Genomic DNA, 14333 nt, shown 5'->3' with positions numbered 1-14333 from the left:
CGCCACCACAATCGGCGGCCGCATTCGGTCCCCGCAATCCCGGAGCCTGCCCGATGACCCTGCCGAGCCCCGACCAGCCCCTGCGGATCGGCACCCGCGGCTCGCCGCTGGCGCTGGCCCAGGCCGAGGAGACCCGCGCCCGGCTGATGGCGGCGCATGGCCTGCCCGAGGCGGCGTTCCGCATCGCGGTGATCCGGACCACGGGCGACGCGGTGCAGAACCGCGCGCTCTCGGAGATCGGCGGCAAGGGGCTCTTCACCAAGGAGATCGAGGAGGCGCTGTTCGCCGGCAGCATCGACATCGCGGTGCATTCGATGAAGGACATGCCGACCGTGCTGCCCGAGGGGCTGGAGATCGGCTGCCTGCTGCCGCGCGAGGATGTGCGCGACGTCTTCGTCACCGGCGCCGGCGGCCCGGCCGGGATCGCGGCGCTGGCGCCGGGGGCGGTGGTCGGCACCTCCTCGCTGCGGCGGCGCGCGCAGCTCCTGCACCGGCGGCCGGACCTGCGGGTGGTGGAGTTCCGCGGCAATGTCCAGACCCGGCTGAAGAAGCTGGCCGACGGGGTGGCGGAGGCGACCTTCCTGGCGCTGGCCGGGCTGCGCCGCCTCGGCCACGGCGAGACCGAGCTCGGCGCCCCGGTGCCGGTGGACGAGATGTTGCCGGCGGTGGCGCAGGGCGCCATCGGCATCGAGCTGCGCCGGCGCGACGCCGATCTCGCGGCGCTGCTCGCACCGGTCCACGATGCGCCGACGGCGAGCCGGCTGGCGGCCGAGCGGGCCTTCCTCGCCGGGCTCGACGGCTCCTGCCGCACGCCGATCGCCGGGCTGGCGGAGATCGACGGCGCGGCGGGCGGCACGCTGCGGCTGCGCGGCGAGATCGTGCGCCCGGACGGCTCCGAGCGGCTGGCCACCGAGCGCCGCGGCCCGCTCGCCGAGGCCGCCGCCATGGGAGCGGATGCGGCGGCGGAGCTGCGCGCACGGGGCGGCGATGGCTTCTTCGACAGCTGAGCCGGTGCCCGGGCGCCGGCGCCGCGCGGTGCTGCTGACCCGCCCGCTCGAGGACAGCCGGGCGCTGGCCGACGGGCTCGCCGAGGAGGGCATCCAGGCGGAGATCTGGCCGCTGACCGCGATCCGTCCCCTGGCGATGTCGCTGAAACTGCCGCCGACGCTGGACGGGCTGCTGTTCACCTCCGCCCATGGCGTGCGCGCCTTCGCCGGGCTGGCGCCGCGGCGCGACCTGCCGGCGCTCTGCGTCGGGCGGCGCACCGCGGATGTCGCCCGCCGGCTCGGCTTCGCCGGTGCGCTGAGCGCCGGGCCGGACGCCGAGGCGCTGGCCCGCGCCGCCTCGATGAGCGGCTTGCGGCATTTCTTCCATGCCCGCGGGCGCGACGCGGCGGCGGACCTGAAGGCGATGCTGGCGGCCCGCGGCGTGCACGTCACCGAGGCGGTGCTCTATGCCGCGGAGGAGACCGGCCCGCCGCCGGCGCCGGTGGCGCATGCGCTGGGCTCGGGCGCGATCGGGCTGGTGACGCTCTGGTCGCGGCGCAATGCCGAGATCTTCGCGCGTCGCATGGCCGCGCCCGGCGCGCTGGCGCCGGGGCTCCGCGGGCTGGCGATCTCGGCCCGGGCGGCGGAGCCGCTGGCCGCCCTCGGGCTCGCCTCGGTCACGGTGGCCGAGGCGCCGGACGGCGCGGCGATGCGCGCCGCGATCCGCGCCCTGGCCTGAGCCGCCCGGCACGCGTTCGTGGCGTTTTACCGCACCCGCGTAGTTGTCGCCCGCGCCGGTGCGCCCTAAGGTCTCCCCAAGGCATCGCGCCAACGAGGACGACAAGGCATGACCGCGCGCTCACTGACCGGCGACCCGGACCATCTCGACCCTGCCGGCTACGACCCGGCCGAGGAGGTCTACGACGCCTATGACGACGAGCCGCATGCCCCGAGCCTCGCGGCGACCCTGCTCTGGCTGCTGATCGGCGCGGTCTTCGTCGCCGCGGTGACGCTCTGGGCGGCGCCGAAGCTCGCCCCGCACCTGCCGGCGCCGGTGGCCCGCTTCCTGACCCCGGTGCCGGAGGAGCTGCGCAGCCGCATGGCCGCGCTCGAGGCGCAGGCGGCGGCCCGCCAGGCCACCCTCGAGGCCGAGGTCGAGGCGCTGCGCGCCGCTGCCGCCAGCGCCGTGATGGGCGAGGAGGCCGCCACCGCCTTCGCCGGGCTGACCGGGCAGATGGAGCGGCTCGAGGCAGCGCAGAAGGCCGCCACCGCCACCTCCGAGGCGGCCCGCGCCGAGGCCCGCGTGGCGCTCGCCCAGGCCGAGACCGCGGAGCGCATCGCCCGCGGCGCCGAACAGGGCGTGCGCGCCGCCAGCGCCAGCGCCGCGGCGGCCGAGGATGCCGCGGCGGAGCTCTCGCTCGGGCTGGCGCAGCTCAAGGCCGGGCTCGAGCGGCTGGCCGCGGCGCGCGCCGCCGATCCGGCCTTCCTGCCCCGCGCCGAGGCCGAGGCGCTGGCCCCGCGCGACGAGCTGGCCGCGCTCTCCGGCGAGATCGCCGCGCTGCGCGCCCGCATCGGCCAGCAGCTGCACGCCCTCGGCGCCCGCCTCGACGCCTCCGAGCGGCAGGCCGAGCGGATCCAGACCAGCGCCCTCGGCGAGGCCGAGGCGGCGCTGCGCAATGCCGCGCTGCGCGGCGCGGCGGATGCGCTGGCCACCCGCGTGCTGGCCGGCGAGAGCTATGCCACCGTGCTGGCCGAGGTCGAGGCCCTGATCGGGCGCCCCGCGCCGCCGGCGCTCGCCGCCCATGCCGCGGCCGGGATCGCGCAGCCGGCCAGCCTCGCCGGAAGCCTGCCCGGGGCCGCCCGCGCCGCGATCGCCGCCGAGGCCCGCATCGCCGGCGACGACGGCCCGACCGACCGGGTCGGCTCCTGGCTGCAGCGGCAGATCTTCGTGATGCCCAAGGAGGAGCAGGCCGGCCCCTCGCTCACCGCCCGGATCTCGCGCATCGAGGCGCGGCTGCGCGAGGGCGAGCTCGCCGCCGCGCTGGCCGAGGCCGAGGCCCTGCCCCCCGCCGCCGCGGCCGCCATGGCCGGCTGGACCGCGGCGCTGGCCGACCGGGTCGCGGCCGAGCGGGCACTCGCGGAATATGTCGCCCCGGCGCTGATCGGCGCCCCCTGACGCATCGGAACGCAGGCATGCTCGGCTCCCTGATCCGGCTCCTGGCCTTCGCCGGCATCGTCGGCGCGACGACCTGGGTCGTGGCGCTGCTGCTCGAGGCGGAGGGCAGCGTCACCGTGGCCCTGGCGGGCTATGTGTTCGAACTGACCCCGCTGGCGGCGGGGGCTGCGCTGGTCGCCGCGGCGGCGGCGCTGGTGATCGTCGCGCGGCTGCTCGACCTGCTCGTCGCGCTGGCGCTGTTCATGCTGGGCGACCCGGCGGCGGTGCGCCGCTTCACCGATGCGACCCGGCGCCGCCAGAGCCTCGAGGCGCTCGACGGCACGCTGATGGCGCTCGCCGCCGGCGATGCCCGCGGTGCCGAGCGGCAGGCCGGGCGCGCGGCGCGGCTGCTGCGGCGGCCGGGCCTGGCGCGGCTGCTGCAGGCGCAGGCGGCGGAGCTCGCGGGCAACAGCCGCCGGGCCCGGCGCTACTGGCGGGCGCTGGCCGAGGAGCCGGCGACGGCGCTGGTCGGGCTCAAGGGGCTGCTGGCCCAGGCCCAGGCCGCCGGCGACACCGACCGCGCCCATGCCCTCGCCGAGCGCGCGGCGGAGATCGCCCCGCACGACCCGGAGGTGCTCGAGACCCTCTACACGCTGCAGAGCCAGGGCTACGACTGGGCCGGCGCCCGGCGCACCCTCGCCGTGCAGCGCCGGATCGGCGCCGTGCCCGCCGCCGAGGCCAGCCGCCGCGGCGCCACGCTGGCGATCGCGCTCGCCGAGGAGGCCGAGGCGGCGCGCGCGTGGAAGCCGGCGCTGGCCTATGCGCTGGAGGCGGCGAAGCTCGACCCCGGCAACCCCGAGGCCGCGGTGGCCGCGGCGCGTCACCTCATGCGCGACGGGCAGAAGCGCCAGGCCGCGCGGCACCTCGGCGCCGGCTGGAGCCGGATGCCGAGCGCCGAGATCGCCCGCGCCTTCGCCGATCTCGAGCCGGAGGAGAGCCCGGAGGCCCGGCGCCGCCGCTTCGACCGGCTGCTCGGCGCCAATCCCGAGCACCGCGAGAGCCGATTCGTCCGCGCCGAGCTGGCGCTGCTGGCAGAGGACTGGGCCGGCGCCCGCGCCGCCGTCGAGCCGCTCTCCGAGCCGCCGCTCTCGGCGCGCTACTGCGCGGTGATGGCGGCGGTCGCCCGCGGCGAGGGCGAGCCGGATGCGGTGGTGCGCGGCTGGCTCGCCCGGGCGCTCGGCGCGCCGCGCGACGATGCCGCCGAGGGCGCGTTGGCGCAGGCCGCCATGCTGCCGCTGCTGGTCGACGAGCGGGGTCCCGGCGAGCCGCCCCTGCCCGGCCCCTCGGACCGCGCGCTCGGGCGCGAGCCGGACACGGAGGATGGCGACACCGATGCCGCCGCGCCGGACAGGCCGCCGCGCCCCGACTGACGCGCGCCCTTCTGACGCTCCCCTGCCGGAAAGCGCCCACCGGCCCGCCCCGGCCGGCGGCGGTTCCTGGCGGCGGTTCCGGGCACCGGCCGGCCGGTGCGAGCGCTCTTGCCAAGCCCCGCCGGAGCCACTATCACGCGCATGGTCCGCGCGCACCCGACGCGCGGCATGGCCGGTGTAGCTCAGCTGGTAGAGCACGTCATTCGTAATGATGGGGTCGGGGGTTCGAGTCCCTTCACCGGCACCATTCTTCTCAGCAAGAACCTGAAAAGAATGCAATTTCCTGGGGGGCGAGTTTTGGGTCCACCTCTTGGCCCACCCCAATAGAGGCTGTCCCGAACCAAAGTTTGTAGGCTCATACCGGGGCTCACTCGTTTGCATGGCAGTTTAGCGGCATAGCTGCCAGAGTGCAGCGCATGCTTGCCATAGAGGATCTTCGTACACCGCTGATCGGCCCGGTGAGCCTGGCCGTAGAGCGGGGACAAATATCTGCGCTGCTTGGCCCCTCGGGCTCGGGCAAGTCCCTGATTCTTCGCGCGATCGTCGATCTCGACCCCAATGAGGGGACAGTGACGCTCGACGTCCAGGAGCGGGCCTCGATGCCGGCCCCCGAATGGCGCCGGCGCGTGGCGCTGGTTCCTGCCGAGAGCGGCTGGTGGGCCGACCGGGTTTGCGATCATTTCGATGCGGAGTCGGAACTCGCCGGCCTCCTCGAAGCGGTCGAGCTGCCGGAGGCGCTCGACTGGTACGTCGCCCGGCTCTCCTCCGGCGAGCGGCATCGTCTCGCAATCGTCAGGGCGCTGGCGAACCGGCCCGATGCGCTGCTGCTCGACGAGCCGACCGCGACGCTCGACGAGCACGCGACCGGATTGGTCGAGGCGCTGATCCGGGACCAGTGCGAGCGAGGCGTCGCCGTGCTTCTCGTGACCCATGACGAAGCGCAGCCTGCCCGGCTCTCGGCCGGGCGCCATCGCGTCGAGCGCGGTCGGCTCGTGTCCCTGCCTGGAGTCGCCTTATGACCGGCTACATCGAGCTCTCTATCTGGGACATTGTCCTCGCCGCGCTGTTTCTCGCGCTGAATGCGGTGCTGTCGATCACGCTCAGGCTGCGCCTCGAGCGTCAGCTCCTGATCGCGGCGCTCCGGATGATCGTTCAGCTCCTGATGATCGGGCTGGTTCTGCGCGCGGTGTTCGCCGCCGGCTCTCCCTGGCTGACCTTGGCCCTTGCCTGCGCGATGGTGGGGTTTGCCGGCTATGAGATCTTGGCGCGCCAGCAGAGCCGTCTCGCCGGGCTCTGGGGCTACACGCTCGGCGCGGGCGCGATGACTGCGGCGGGTTCGATCGTCACCCTCGTAGCGCTGACCAGCCAGATCCAGCCCGAGCCCTGGTGGTCGCCGCAATATGCCCTGCCGATCTTCGGCATGATACTCGGCAACACCATGACCGGGGTGAGCCTCGGCCTCGACACGCTGCACGCGACACTCGCAGCCGAGCGCCGCGCCATCGAGGCGCAGCTCCTGCTGGGGCGCACCAGCCTCGAGGCGATGCTGCCGATGATCCGGCGGGCACTCCGGAGTGGATTCACTCCGATTATCAACGCGATGGCCGCGACCGGCGTCGTCTCGTTGCCGGGCATGATGACAGGGCAGATCCTGTCGGGCGTCGACCCGCAGGAGGCGGTGAAGTACCAGCTGCTGATCATGTTCCTGATCGGCGGCGCCACAGGACTCGGGGTGCTGGGCGCTGTGATCGGCAGCGCGCAGCGGCTGACCGATAGCCGACACCGCCTGCGCCTCGACCGCCTGGCCGACGCCGGCCGCTGACCGCCTTCTCCGAACGTCCGACAGCGCAAGGAGACTGTATCGATCGGAACTGACACCCACAGACTTTTTGTCTGCTGCTCCATCAGCATCAGATTCGTAGTCAGGAAATCAGACTAAAACAGTCGGAATTTCCACGGCTTTGGCCTCCGCCTCAAGAAATCGAGACTGCATCAGAAGCCAAAGAAGGCCATGTCGAGCGCCCCGGTGATCTCGGCGTCGTGATCGGCGAGCGTGGTTACGGGCTCCTTCAAAATTGCACGTGGGACTGCCGCTATGAACTGCGTGACCATGACGTGTCTTTGATTGACGATCTCGAACACCGGGTTCAGTCGCTGGGCCGGAGAAGGCGCGTCGTTTGCGGGCAGCAGTGGGACGACGATTCTGGTGTTCAACCCATCCAGGAGATCGGTCTGCACGTCCAGCAGATAGCCGGCGCCGTCCGGATTTGCGTAGACGTCGAACCGGGCCATCAGAAGCGGCGAAACCGCTCCAACGGCAAGCCGCGTTTCTCGACCCAGGCATTGGAGCTTTCCAAAGCAACCTGGTTTTCGCGTTTCCAGGCAGCGGCCTTTGCGCTGGCGATGGCCTGCCGGAGACCGTGCTCCGCAGCCTGAGAGAGATTCACCCCGAGTTCCCGAGCTTCCTGCAAGAGGGCTTGGTCAAGCGAGAGATTGGTCGGCTTCTTAGGCAACGAATGGGGTTGCATCATACCTCCGACGACATATGGACCGAGAATATGCGCATAGTTGTGCGCGTCAAGATGCGCATCCAGATCGACGCCTCATTCCGAATGCACTGGCGTTTGCGCGATTGGCTAGGACAGCCTCATGAGCCGGTAAGGAACGAAGACCAGCTTTCCATTAACTCCCGGCGACGCTCAAGGCGGTCAGAGCGCTGGTAGGCCCGGACCACCGCGCCATCGACGATGTGACCGAGGCAGGCCTCCTTCACCTCGTAAGGGGCGTCAGTGCACTCCTCCACCCAGGTGCGGAAGGTCGACCGGAAGCCGTGGGGGCGCGCCTCGTAGCCTTCGCGCTCCATGAAGCGCGCCATGGTCGCGTCCGACATCGGCTTGCCCTTAGGAGACGGGAAGAGAAGGTCGCTGTCATGCAGCCGCCTGGTCTGTGCGATGAGGTCGAGCGCCTCGGTGCTCAGCGGGATCCTGTGCTCATTGCCCGTCTTGGTGCGCTCAGGCGGGATGACCAGCACGTCGTCGACGAGATCATCCTTGAGGGCGAAGCGGATTTCGCTCGTGCGCGCGACCGTCAGCATCAGAAAGCGCAGCGCGTGGCAGGAGAAGAAGCTCTTGCCGGAGAGCATGCGGTAGAAGGCCGGCGCCTCCCGGTAGGGGATCGAGGGAACGTGCTCGACCGTGTGGCGCTGTTTGCCGAGGAGGGCCCGCGCCTTCATCGTTGCCTGCATGTCGACCTCGAGCCCAAGGGCGGCGGCGTGCTTGAGCGTCAGGTTCAGACGGTTCATCGCCTTGCGTGCGGTGTCGGGCTTCTCGTGCCAGATCGGCTCGAGCACCTTCCGGATCACGTGCTGGTCGAGATCCTCGATCGCGACCTCCCCGATGGCCGGGATGATGTGAACGGCGAGTGGCGAGAGCCAGCGGCCGGCCTTGCCGTCAGCCTTGAGTTCGGCCTGGCGCGCTTCGAAGCATCCGTGGATAGCCTCCTCGACGGTCAGGCGCTTGGCGCGCAGGCGCCTGGCCGCGCGCTCTTCGATCGGGTCGTCGCCGCCCCGCACGCGGCGTCGGGCATCCTCCGCGCGGCCCCGCGCCTCCGCGATCGAGACATCTGGCCACGGGCCGAGCCCCATCTCCCGGCGCCGCCCGTGGATCGTGAGGCGCAGGATCCACTTTCCTGACAGCTTGCTGCGCTTCACGAGCCAGAGCCCCTGACCGTCGGCATGCTTACCTTCGGGCAGGTGCTTAGCTTTCATCTGAGAGAGCGCGTTGATGAGCACAGTTCGGGTCCTCCACCTCTCCGGGGCCCACCTTTCAGCCCACCCCGGAGAATGCGAAACCATGCTCAAATATGCGCCAGCTCGGTTGCCTAGGGAACCGTAAATTTCTGTTTCAAAACAGATATCTGGTTCTGTTGTGAGTCGCTATGAGAAGGAAAATCGGTGCCCTTCACCGGCACCATTCTTCCCCCAGACATGTCGAGTGCCGCTCACATGTTGAACGGCAAGGTGGTTTTCGAGGTCCGAAGGCCGCCTTCCCGCTCGCATGGCGCGGGATCGGCAGAGGCCGGTTGCAGCCCCATCCGGCGGAGCGTGAGCTGCCCGCCCTCCCGGATCTTCCAGCGATTTTCCTGAAAGCGAACGCGCATTCCCACGAAGCCGTGCGGCGGGTTGGCCGCTTTCCGCATCTGATCGGTCAGCGCCGGGCGGCCCCGCGCCAGCTTGCCGATCCGCTGCTCATCGGCCGCGATGACGCCGGAGCCGTCTGCCTCGGCGATCCGCTCGGGCCGCGCGTCGGTCTGCCTGGCGATCCCGGCGGCTTCCTGCTTCGCGGTGCGGCGGGCGATCCCTGCTCCGGGCCCCGCCCGGATCGCGTCCGCGGCCAGCTCCGGATGGCGCCCGCGGCCAGCGCAGCCGCCGCGGTGACGCGATGCCCGGACCCCCGGATGTCAGCGGAACCGGCGGCCGCTTCGGCCGGAGGGCGCCGCTGCACGACGTGCGGCTCGGGCGGCCGTGCTCATGCCGCCACCTGCTCGTGGCAGATCTGCGTGGCTTCCTCCGGCCGGAGAGGAAGCCTGAGCAGGGCGCAGAACGCGCCATCGGCGGCCGGGCGGTGGTGGATGCAGGTCCGGCACAGGCCGAAGGCGCGCCCGCCATTGGCCTCCAGCCGGGCGGCGAGGACCGCCGACAGCCCGTCGCTCAGGCTGTCCCGCTGTGCCGCGGGCAGCGCCGCGATCGCATCCGCCAGGGCGCTGCGCCGCGCGGCCAGGGCGATCCCCGCATCGGTCAGATGGCAGGTGATCGAGCGCCTGTCGGTCTCCGAACGGCTTTCGCGCAGATAACCCTTGCGCTCGAGCGCCTTCAGCGTCTGCGACATCGTCCCGCGGGTGGTGCCCAGATACTCGGCCACATGCGACGGCGCGCGCGAGAAGCGGTTGGCGCGCGCCAGGTATTCCAGCGCGGCGATCTGGGCAGGGTTGAGATCGTCCGTCCAGGTCTCGGCCGCGTCGAGGCGCGCCAGACGGTGGATGAAGGCGCGGATCCGCTCGGTCGTGTCCATGGGCATGTAATAGCGACTCGCTATCTCCATTGCAACGCCGGCGGTAAAGTGTTATCGACTCGCTATCATATCACCCGATGGAGGCCGACATGAACCGCACCCTGCCCAGCGCTGCCGCCCTGCTGCTGCTCGCCGGCGCCGCCGCTGCCGACGAAACCCGCGCCATCCACCAGGCCGGGGCGATCGCCTCGCCGGCCGACGCCTCGAGCGTCGCGGCCTTCGACATCCTCGCCGCCCATGCGCACCGGGCGGGGCGGCTCGTGACCTTCCACATAACCACCGGCGGCATCGCCGGCGCCGACCGGCCGCAGCCCGCCGGCGCGCTCGCCGGCGCGCCGGTGCTCTCCTATGTCTGGCCCACCTCGCTCGACCCGGCGACCGTCGGCTTCGCTGGCGGCACCGGCATCCTCACGCTGGCGGCGACCAGCCACCCCGATTTCGACGACACGCCGCTCTTCGACGAGAACGGCGACGGCGACCCGGGCAATGACGGGGTGCTGTGGCACAGCCACTGGGTCGTCCTGACCCCGACCGAGGGCTGCGGCGCCGGCGCGCTCGGGGTGCGCGACATTCCCGACGGCGCGACCCCCGCCATGCCGGCGACCTGGCCGGGCCTGCCGATCTTCATCGACAGCCCGGGCTACACGCCGCTGTTCGACGGGCCGGAGATCACCGTCACCGTGCCGTTTGCCGACCCGGCGGCGGTGCACGGCGCGGCCTATGACGGCGTCACCGCGGCGCTGCGCGTCAACGCCAACATCCACGCGCCGCTGCTCTGCGTGACCGACATCTTCGACATCGCCTCGGGCGATCTGAGCCTGCCCGGAACCATCGACTGAGCCCTGCGCGGCGCATCCCGGCGGGCATCGCTCCGTCCCACCCACGCATGCGGCACGGGCCGGATCGACGCTTGACGGCAGCCGGAGCGCGGCGACATGCTTGCTCGCGCCAATGGGATCGGGGGCCGGCGATGATGTTCCACCACCGCGTCAAGGTCCTCGGCAAGCGCGGGCTCGTCGGCCTCGGCCTGTGGCGCCCGATCCCCGCCGCGCTCTGCGAGCGGCGGGTTGCCGAGCGGCTGCCCTATCTCGGCGACGCCTTCCACGGGCGCGACAACAGGCCGGTCTCGAGCCCGGCCGAGATCCTCGACTTCGCCGCCCCGCGCCCGGCGGTCTCGCGGCTGCGCGATCTCCGCTACACCCCGCTCGGGCTGGCCTGGCATCGCGGCGCGATCGAGGAAGCCGCGTCGTTCTCGCCGATCGGGCCGCCCTTCATCGAGATCCCCTATCTGCGGCCGCTCGAGCGGATCGCGGCGGCCACCGTCGTCCAGACCGATCACACGGTCTCCTATGGCGACTGGGTGTTCGAGGTGGTCCGCCGCCTGGTGGCGGCGGGGGCGCTGCACGGGCCGCTGCTGCTGCCGCGGGCGCTCGCGGCGAAGGGCTATGTGCGGGCCGATCTCGAACGGCTCGGCATCGCGTACCGCGCCGTGACCCGGCCGCTGCTGATCGGCGAGGCGCTGGTGCTGCACAAGCAGCACATGACGCAGCGCTGGACCGCCGAGGAGGTCGGCCTGCTCCGCCGCCGCTGGCGCCTCGCGCCGCCGGAACCGCGGCCGGGCAGCCTCCTCTACCTCTCGCGCGAGGATGTCAGGAGCGAGGTCTGGTCCCGCTCGCGCGCCATGCCCCATGCCGAGATCGGCGCGCTCGTGGCGGCGCGCGGCGGCCGCGTCGTGCGGACCGGGAAGCTGCGCTTCGAGGACTACACCGCGCTCGCCGCGGAGGCGGAAACCGTGGTCGCGGACCACGGCTCGGCGATGGTCAACCTCGTCCAGTGGCGCACGCGGGCGGTGATCGAGCTGGTCTCCGACGGCTACTGGGGCGCTGGGCTGATGGCGCTCGGGCGTGCCGCCGGGGTCGGGACCCATGCGATCCTGCGCGCCAACCAGGACCTGCCGACGCTGCTCGCCAAGCTCGAGCACCTGCTCGACACGATCGGGCGCGGCGACACGCCGGGCGGCGATGGCGAGCCGCCTCAGCCCGCCGCCAGATAGGCGCGCGCCGCGGCGATCACGCGGTCCTGCTGCGCATCGCCGAGCCCGTAGAACAGCGGCAGCCGCACCAGTCGCTCGCTCTCGCGCGTGGTGAAGCGGTCCGCGCCGTGGAAGCGGCCGTGGCGCCGGCCCGCCTCGGCGCCGTGCAGCGGCACGTAGTGGAACACCGCGATCACCCCGGCACGCGCCATGTGGTCGATGAAGGCCGCCCGGTCGGCCGCATCGCGCAGCTTGATGTAGAAGATGTGGCCCTCGCTCTCGGCGCCCGGCGGGATGGCCTGGGTCTCGATCCGCCCGTCCGCCGCGGCCTCGGCGAAGGCGGCGCGGTAGCGCGCGAAGATCCGGCCGCGCCGCTGCAGGATGCGCTCGACCGCCTCGACCTGCGCCCAGAGATAGGCGGCGCCGAGCTCGCTCATCAGGTAGCTGCTGCCGAGGCAGCGCCAGGAATAGGCGTCCACCTGGCCGCGGAAGAAGGCGCGCCGGTCGGTCCCCTTCTCGCGCACCATCTCGGCGCGCGCCTCGAGCGCCGGATCGTTGAGGCAGATGAGGCCGCCCTCGCCGCCGCTGGTCAGGTTCTTGGTCTCGTGGAAGCTCATGGTCGCGATCTGGCCGAACGAGCCGAGGCGGCGGCCCTTCCAGCGCGTGCGGGTGCAGTGGGCGGCGTCCTCGATGAGCCAGAGGCCGTGCTCCGCGGCGATGCGGCAGAGGCTGTCCATCTCGCAGGCCACGCCGCCGTAATGCATCGCGACGATCGCCCGGGTACGGGCGGTGATCGCGGCCTCGACCAGCGTCTCGTCGATGTTCATCGTGTCGGGGCGGATATCGACGAAGACGATGGTCGCGCCGCGCAGGGCGAAGGCATTGGCGGTCGAGACGAAGCCGTAGCTCGCCATGATGACCTCGTCGCCGGGCCCGATCCCGGCGATCAGTGCCGCCATCTCGAGCGCATGGGTGCAGGACGAGGTGAGCAGCGCCGACGCCACCCCGAGCTCGGCCCGGAACCAGGCCTCGCAGCGCCGGCCGAAGGCGCCGTCGCCGCCGAGCCGCGCGGTGCTCATGGCGCTGGCGAGATGCGCCGCCTCGGTGCCGACGACCGCCGCCCGGCTGAAGGGAACCCGGTCTCCGGCCGGCGGCGGCGCCGGCCCGCCCCCGGCCTGCGCTCCCCCCGCGCCCATCAGCGGTGCCGGTCGCGGCGCTGCGCCATCTCGAGGCGCGCCGCCAGCGGGTCCTCCGGATCGTCCGGGTCGACGATCGTCGCGAGGTCCTGGACCTGCACGAGGAGCACGTATTTCATCCGGTCCCCGGCGGCGGGGATCGAGGCATGGACGAGCAGCGGATCGAAGAGCACCGCATCGCCCGCGGGCATCTCCAGCTCGAGCGGCGGGAAGTCGCGGCAGACCGCCTCCGGCACCGCCGGCCGGGCCGGGTCGCTGGCATCGTGCTCGACAAGGCCGAGGCGGTGGCTGCCGGGGCGGATCGCCATCGTCCCGCCGCTGCGGCCGGCCGGGCGGAGCGGGCACCAGAGCCGCCAGGCAACCCGGCACTGGGTGGCATAGTCCTGGTGCATCGGCAGGAGATAGCGGCCCTCCCCGGGCACATCCGCGCGCAGCGTCGGATAGGCCAGCGGGGCGGTCAGCCGGGCCGCATCGAAGAACCCCTCCGCAGCCAGCCGGCGGGTCGCGGCCTGGCTCATCTCCTGCACGATCCTGAGATGCTTGAGATTGGCGAACAGCCGCACGCGATACTCGCCGCCGGTCTTCAAGAGATCCGTCATCGCATCCGCGGCGCGGCGCGTGCGGCCCTTGCGCGCGAGGCCGGCCTCGCCGAGATCGGCCATCACCCGCTCGAACTCCGCGAGCATCGCCGGGCCGATCACGCCTTCGAGGCGCACATAGCCGTCCCGCCGCAGGGCCTCCATGTCGATCATCTGTCCGCCTCCGCTGCCGGAACATCGCCGATGCGGCGCGCGGGGTTGCCGGCGACCACCGCGTAATCCTCGACATCCCGCAGCACCACGGCGCCGAGGCCGACGACGGCGAAGCGGCCGATGCGCACCCCCTCGCGGATCAGCGCCCCCGGCGCCAGATGCGCGCCCTCGCCGATCCGGCAATAGCCGCAGACCACCGCGCGCGCGCCGATGAAGGCGAAGTCGCCGATCGCGACGTCGTGGCCGACATAGCCGCTGCCGCGCACCGCCACGTGGCGGCCGAGATGCGTCCCGGCCTGGATCTCCGCATGCGGGCCGACAAGGCTGCCGACCCCGAGCGTGACGCCGGCCGCGACGGCGGAGCGGCCATCGACGAGCCGTGCCCAGCGCGGATCGGGAATGCCGAGCCCCTCGATGCGGGCGGCGCGCCGCGGCATCTGCCTGACCTTGTGCAGCGGCGCGATGAACTGCACCGCCGCGGGGAGCGCCGGCCAGTCGGCGAAGCTGCCGAGCACCGGATAGACCCCGATGCGCGCGCCGCGCGGCACCTCGTCGTTGAGGAACCCGATCACGGCCGGCCCCTGGGCGCCGAGGGCACGCGCGGTCTCGGCCATGACCTCGCCGCCCCCGCGGCCGCCGAAGATTGCCAGATCCACCCTCGCCGCTCCGGACATCGCCTACCCCGTGCCCGGCCTGATCGACGCACCTCTGTC

Annotated in this window: 16 protein-coding genes and 1 tRNA gene; 9 read left to right on the top strand and 8 right to left on the bottom strand. The window is 72.5% G+C overall.

Going from position 1 to position 14333, the window contains the following annotated elements:
* Positions 1-53: 53 nt before the first annotated feature.
* The 7 genes from hemC (at position 54) to QSJ97_RS09430 (ending at position 6393) form a co-directional block, all read left to right on the top strand.
* Positions 54-1007 (top strand): hydroxymethylbilane synthase, encoded by a 954-nt coding sequence (hemC, locus tag QSJ97_RS09460; protein WP_285671495.1) that lies wholly within the window; start codon positions 54-56, stop codon positions 1005-1007.
* Positions 988-1725: a uroporphyrinogen-III synthase gene (locus tag QSJ97_RS09455; RefSeq protein WP_285671494.1), complete on the top strand. Its 738-nt coding sequence runs from the start codon at positions 988-990 to the stop codon at positions 1723-1725. Before hemC ends, QSJ97_RS09455 begins: the two co-directional genes overlap by 20 nt.
* Before the next feature lie 108 nt (positions 1726-1833).
* Entirely contained in the window at positions 1834-3162 is a 1329-nt protein-coding gene (locus QSJ97_RS09450; protein WP_285671493.1) for a hypothetical protein, read from the top strand.
* Positions 3163-3179: 17 nt separating this feature from the next.
* Positions 3180-4571, top strand: a complete 1392-nt coding sequence (locus tag QSJ97_RS09445; RefSeq protein ID WP_285671492.1) for a heme biosynthesis protein HemY — start codon at positions 3180-3182, stop codon at positions 4569-4571.
* Positions 4572-4742: 171 nt separating this feature from the next.
* A tRNA-Thr gene (locus QSJ97_RS09440) sits at positions 4743-4818 on the top strand.
* Positions 4819-4987: 169 nt separating this feature from the next.
* Positions 4988-5590, top strand: coding sequence for an ABC transporter ATP-binding protein (locus QSJ97_RS09435; protein WP_285671491.1), 603 nt, complete (start codon positions 4988-4990; stop codon positions 5588-5590).
* Complete coding sequence (locus QSJ97_RS09430; RefSeq protein ID WP_285671490.1) at positions 5587-6393, top strand: ABC transporter permease; 807 nt, start codon at positions 5587-5589, stop codon at positions 6391-6393. The genes QSJ97_RS09435 and QSJ97_RS09430 overlap by 4 nt, the downstream gene beginning before the upstream one ends.
* A gap of 170 nt (positions 6394-6563) precedes the next feature.
* Here QSJ97_RS09430 and QSJ97_RS09425 read toward each other — a convergent pair whose 3' ends face one another.
* The 5 genes from QSJ97_RS09425 to QSJ97_RS09405 all read right to left on the bottom strand — a co-directional run bounded on the left by QSJ97_RS09425 (position 6564) and on the right by QSJ97_RS09405 (position 9646).
* Positions 6564-6863, bottom strand: a complete 300-nt coding sequence (locus tag QSJ97_RS09425) for a CcdB family protein (RefSeq protein WP_285671489.1) — start codon at positions 6861-6863, stop codon at positions 6564-6566.
* On the bottom strand, positions 6863-7099 hold the full coding sequence (locus QSJ97_RS09420; RefSeq protein WP_285671488.1) for a type II toxin-antitoxin system CcdA family antitoxin: 237 nt from the start codon (positions 7097-7099) through the stop codon (positions 6863-6865). Before QSJ97_RS09420 ends, QSJ97_RS09425 begins: the two co-directional genes overlap by 1 nt.
* A gap of 119 nt (positions 7100-7218) precedes the next feature.
* Entirely contained in the window at positions 7219-8361 is a 1143-nt protein-coding gene (locus QSJ97_RS09415; protein WP_285671487.1) for a tyrosine-type recombinase/integrase, read from the bottom strand.
* Between the two features lie 209 nt (positions 8362-8570).
* The gene (locus QSJ97_RS09410; RefSeq protein ID WP_285671486.1) at positions 8571-8768 is read right to left on the bottom strand and encodes a hypothetical protein; all 198 of its coding nucleotides are present in this window, start codon (positions 8766-8768) and stop codon (positions 8571-8573) included.
* A 329-nt stretch (positions 8769-9097) separates the two neighbouring features.
* On the bottom strand, positions 9098-9646 hold the full coding sequence (locus QSJ97_RS09405) for a MarR family transcriptional regulator (RefSeq protein ID WP_285671484.1): 549 nt from the start codon (positions 9644-9646) through the stop codon (positions 9098-9100).
* Positions 9647-9729: 83 nt separating this feature from the next.
* Here QSJ97_RS09405 and QSJ97_RS09400 point away from each other — a divergent pair, with 83 nt between their 5' ends.
* Both QSJ97_RS09400 and QSJ97_RS09395 read left to right on the top strand, forming a co-directional pair.
* Positions 9730-10479, top strand: a complete 750-nt coding sequence (locus tag QSJ97_RS09400; protein ID WP_285671483.1) for a hypothetical protein — start codon at positions 9730-9732, stop codon at positions 10477-10479.
* Between the two features lie 131 nt (positions 10480-10610).
* Positions 10611-11693, top strand: coding sequence for a glycosyltransferase family 61 protein (locus QSJ97_RS09395; protein WP_285671482.1), 1083 nt, complete (start codon positions 10611-10613; stop codon positions 11691-11693).
* On the opposite strand, the gene rffA is transcribed toward QSJ97_RS09395, so the two are convergent.
* The 3 genes from rffA to QSJ97_RS09380 are packed head-to-tail and all read right to left on the bottom strand — an operon-like array spanning position 11675 to position 14276.
* Positions 11675-12868: a dTDP-4-amino-4,6-dideoxygalactose transaminase gene (gene rffA, locus QSJ97_RS09390; RefSeq protein ID WP_285671481.1), complete on the bottom strand. Its 1194-nt coding sequence runs from the start codon at positions 12866-12868 to the stop codon at positions 11675-11677. The genes QSJ97_RS09395 and rffA overlap by 19 nt on opposite strands.
* Positions 12868-13620, bottom strand: a complete 753-nt coding sequence (locus QSJ97_RS09385) for a phytanoyl-CoA dioxygenase family protein (protein WP_285671480.1) — start codon at positions 13618-13620, stop codon at positions 12868-12870. Before QSJ97_RS09385 ends, rffA begins: the two co-directional genes overlap by 1 nt.
* Positions 13617-14276, bottom strand: a complete 660-nt coding sequence (locus QSJ97_RS09380; RefSeq protein ID WP_285671479.1) for an acetyltransferase — start codon at positions 14274-14276, stop codon at positions 13617-13619. The genes QSJ97_RS09385 and QSJ97_RS09380 overlap by 4 nt, the downstream gene beginning before the upstream one ends.
* Between the last annotated feature and the right edge of the window lie 57 nt (positions 14277-14333).

The organism is Paralimibaculum aggregatum, assembly GCF_030270585.1.
Taxonomy (GTDB): domain Bacteria; phylum Pseudomonadota; class Alphaproteobacteria; order Rhodobacterales; family Rhodobacteraceae; genus Thermohalobaculum; species Thermohalobaculum aggregatum.
This window is presented reverse-complemented; position numbering and strand designations above follow the sequence as displayed.

What these genes read in the sequence shown, in the direction of transcription:
- rffA (WP_285671481.1), bottom strand. Translation starts at nt 12,868, where the DNA reads ATGGGCGCGGGGGGAGCGCAGGCCGGGGGCGGGCCGGCGCCGCCGCCG.
- QSJ97_RS09420 (WP_285671488.1), bottom strand. Translation starts at nt 7,099, where the DNA reads ATGCAACCCCATTCGTTGCCTAAGAAGCCGACCAATCTCTCGCTTGAC.
- hemC (WP_285671495.1), top strand. Translation starts at nt 54, where the DNA reads ATGACCCTGCCGAGCCCCGACCAGCCCCTGCGGATCGGCACCCGCGGC.
- QSJ97_RS09445 (WP_285671492.1), top strand. Translation starts at nt 3,180, where the DNA reads ATGCTCGGCTCCCTGATCCGGCTCCTGGCCTTCGCCGGCATCGTCGGC.
- QSJ97_RS09400 (WP_285671483.1), top strand. Translation starts at nt 9,730, where the DNA reads ATGAACCGCACCCTGCCCAGCGCTGCCGCCCTGCTGCTGCTCGCCGGC.
- QSJ97_RS09405 (WP_285671484.1), bottom strand. Translation starts at nt 9,646, where the DNA reads ATGCCCATGGACACGACCGAGCGGATCCGCGCCTTCATCCACCGTCTG.
- QSJ97_RS09450 (WP_285671493.1), top strand. Translation starts at nt 1,834, where the DNA reads ATGACCGCGCGCTCACTGACCGGCGACCCGGACCATCTCGACCCTGCC.
- QSJ97_RS09425 (WP_285671489.1), bottom strand. Translation starts at nt 6,863, where the DNA reads ATGGCCCGGTTCGACGTCTACGCAAATCCGGACGGCGCCGGCTATCTG.
- QSJ97_RS09435 (WP_285671491.1), top strand. Translation starts at nt 4,988, where the DNA reads ATGCTTGCCATAGAGGATCTTCGTACACCGCTGATCGGCCCGGTGAGC.
- QSJ97_RS09410 (WP_285671486.1), bottom strand. Translation starts at nt 8,768, where the DNA reads ATGCGGAAAGCGGCCAACCCGCCGCACGGCTTCGTGGGAATGCGCGTT.
- QSJ97_RS09455 (WP_285671494.1), top strand. Translation starts at nt 988, where the DNA reads ATGGCTTCTTCGACAGCTGAGCCGGTGCCCGGGCGCCGGCGCCGCGCG.
- QSJ97_RS09385 (WP_285671480.1), bottom strand. Translation starts at nt 13,620, where the DNA reads ATGATCGACATGGAGGCCCTGCGGCGGGACGGCTATGTGCGCCTCGAA.
- QSJ97_RS09395 (WP_285671482.1), top strand. Translation starts at nt 10,611, where the DNA reads ATGATGTTCCACCACCGCGTCAAGGTCCTCGGCAAGCGCGGGCTCGTC.
- QSJ97_RS09430 (WP_285671490.1), top strand. Translation starts at nt 5,587, where the DNA reads ATGACCGGCTACATCGAGCTCTCTATCTGGGACATTGTCCTCGCCGCG.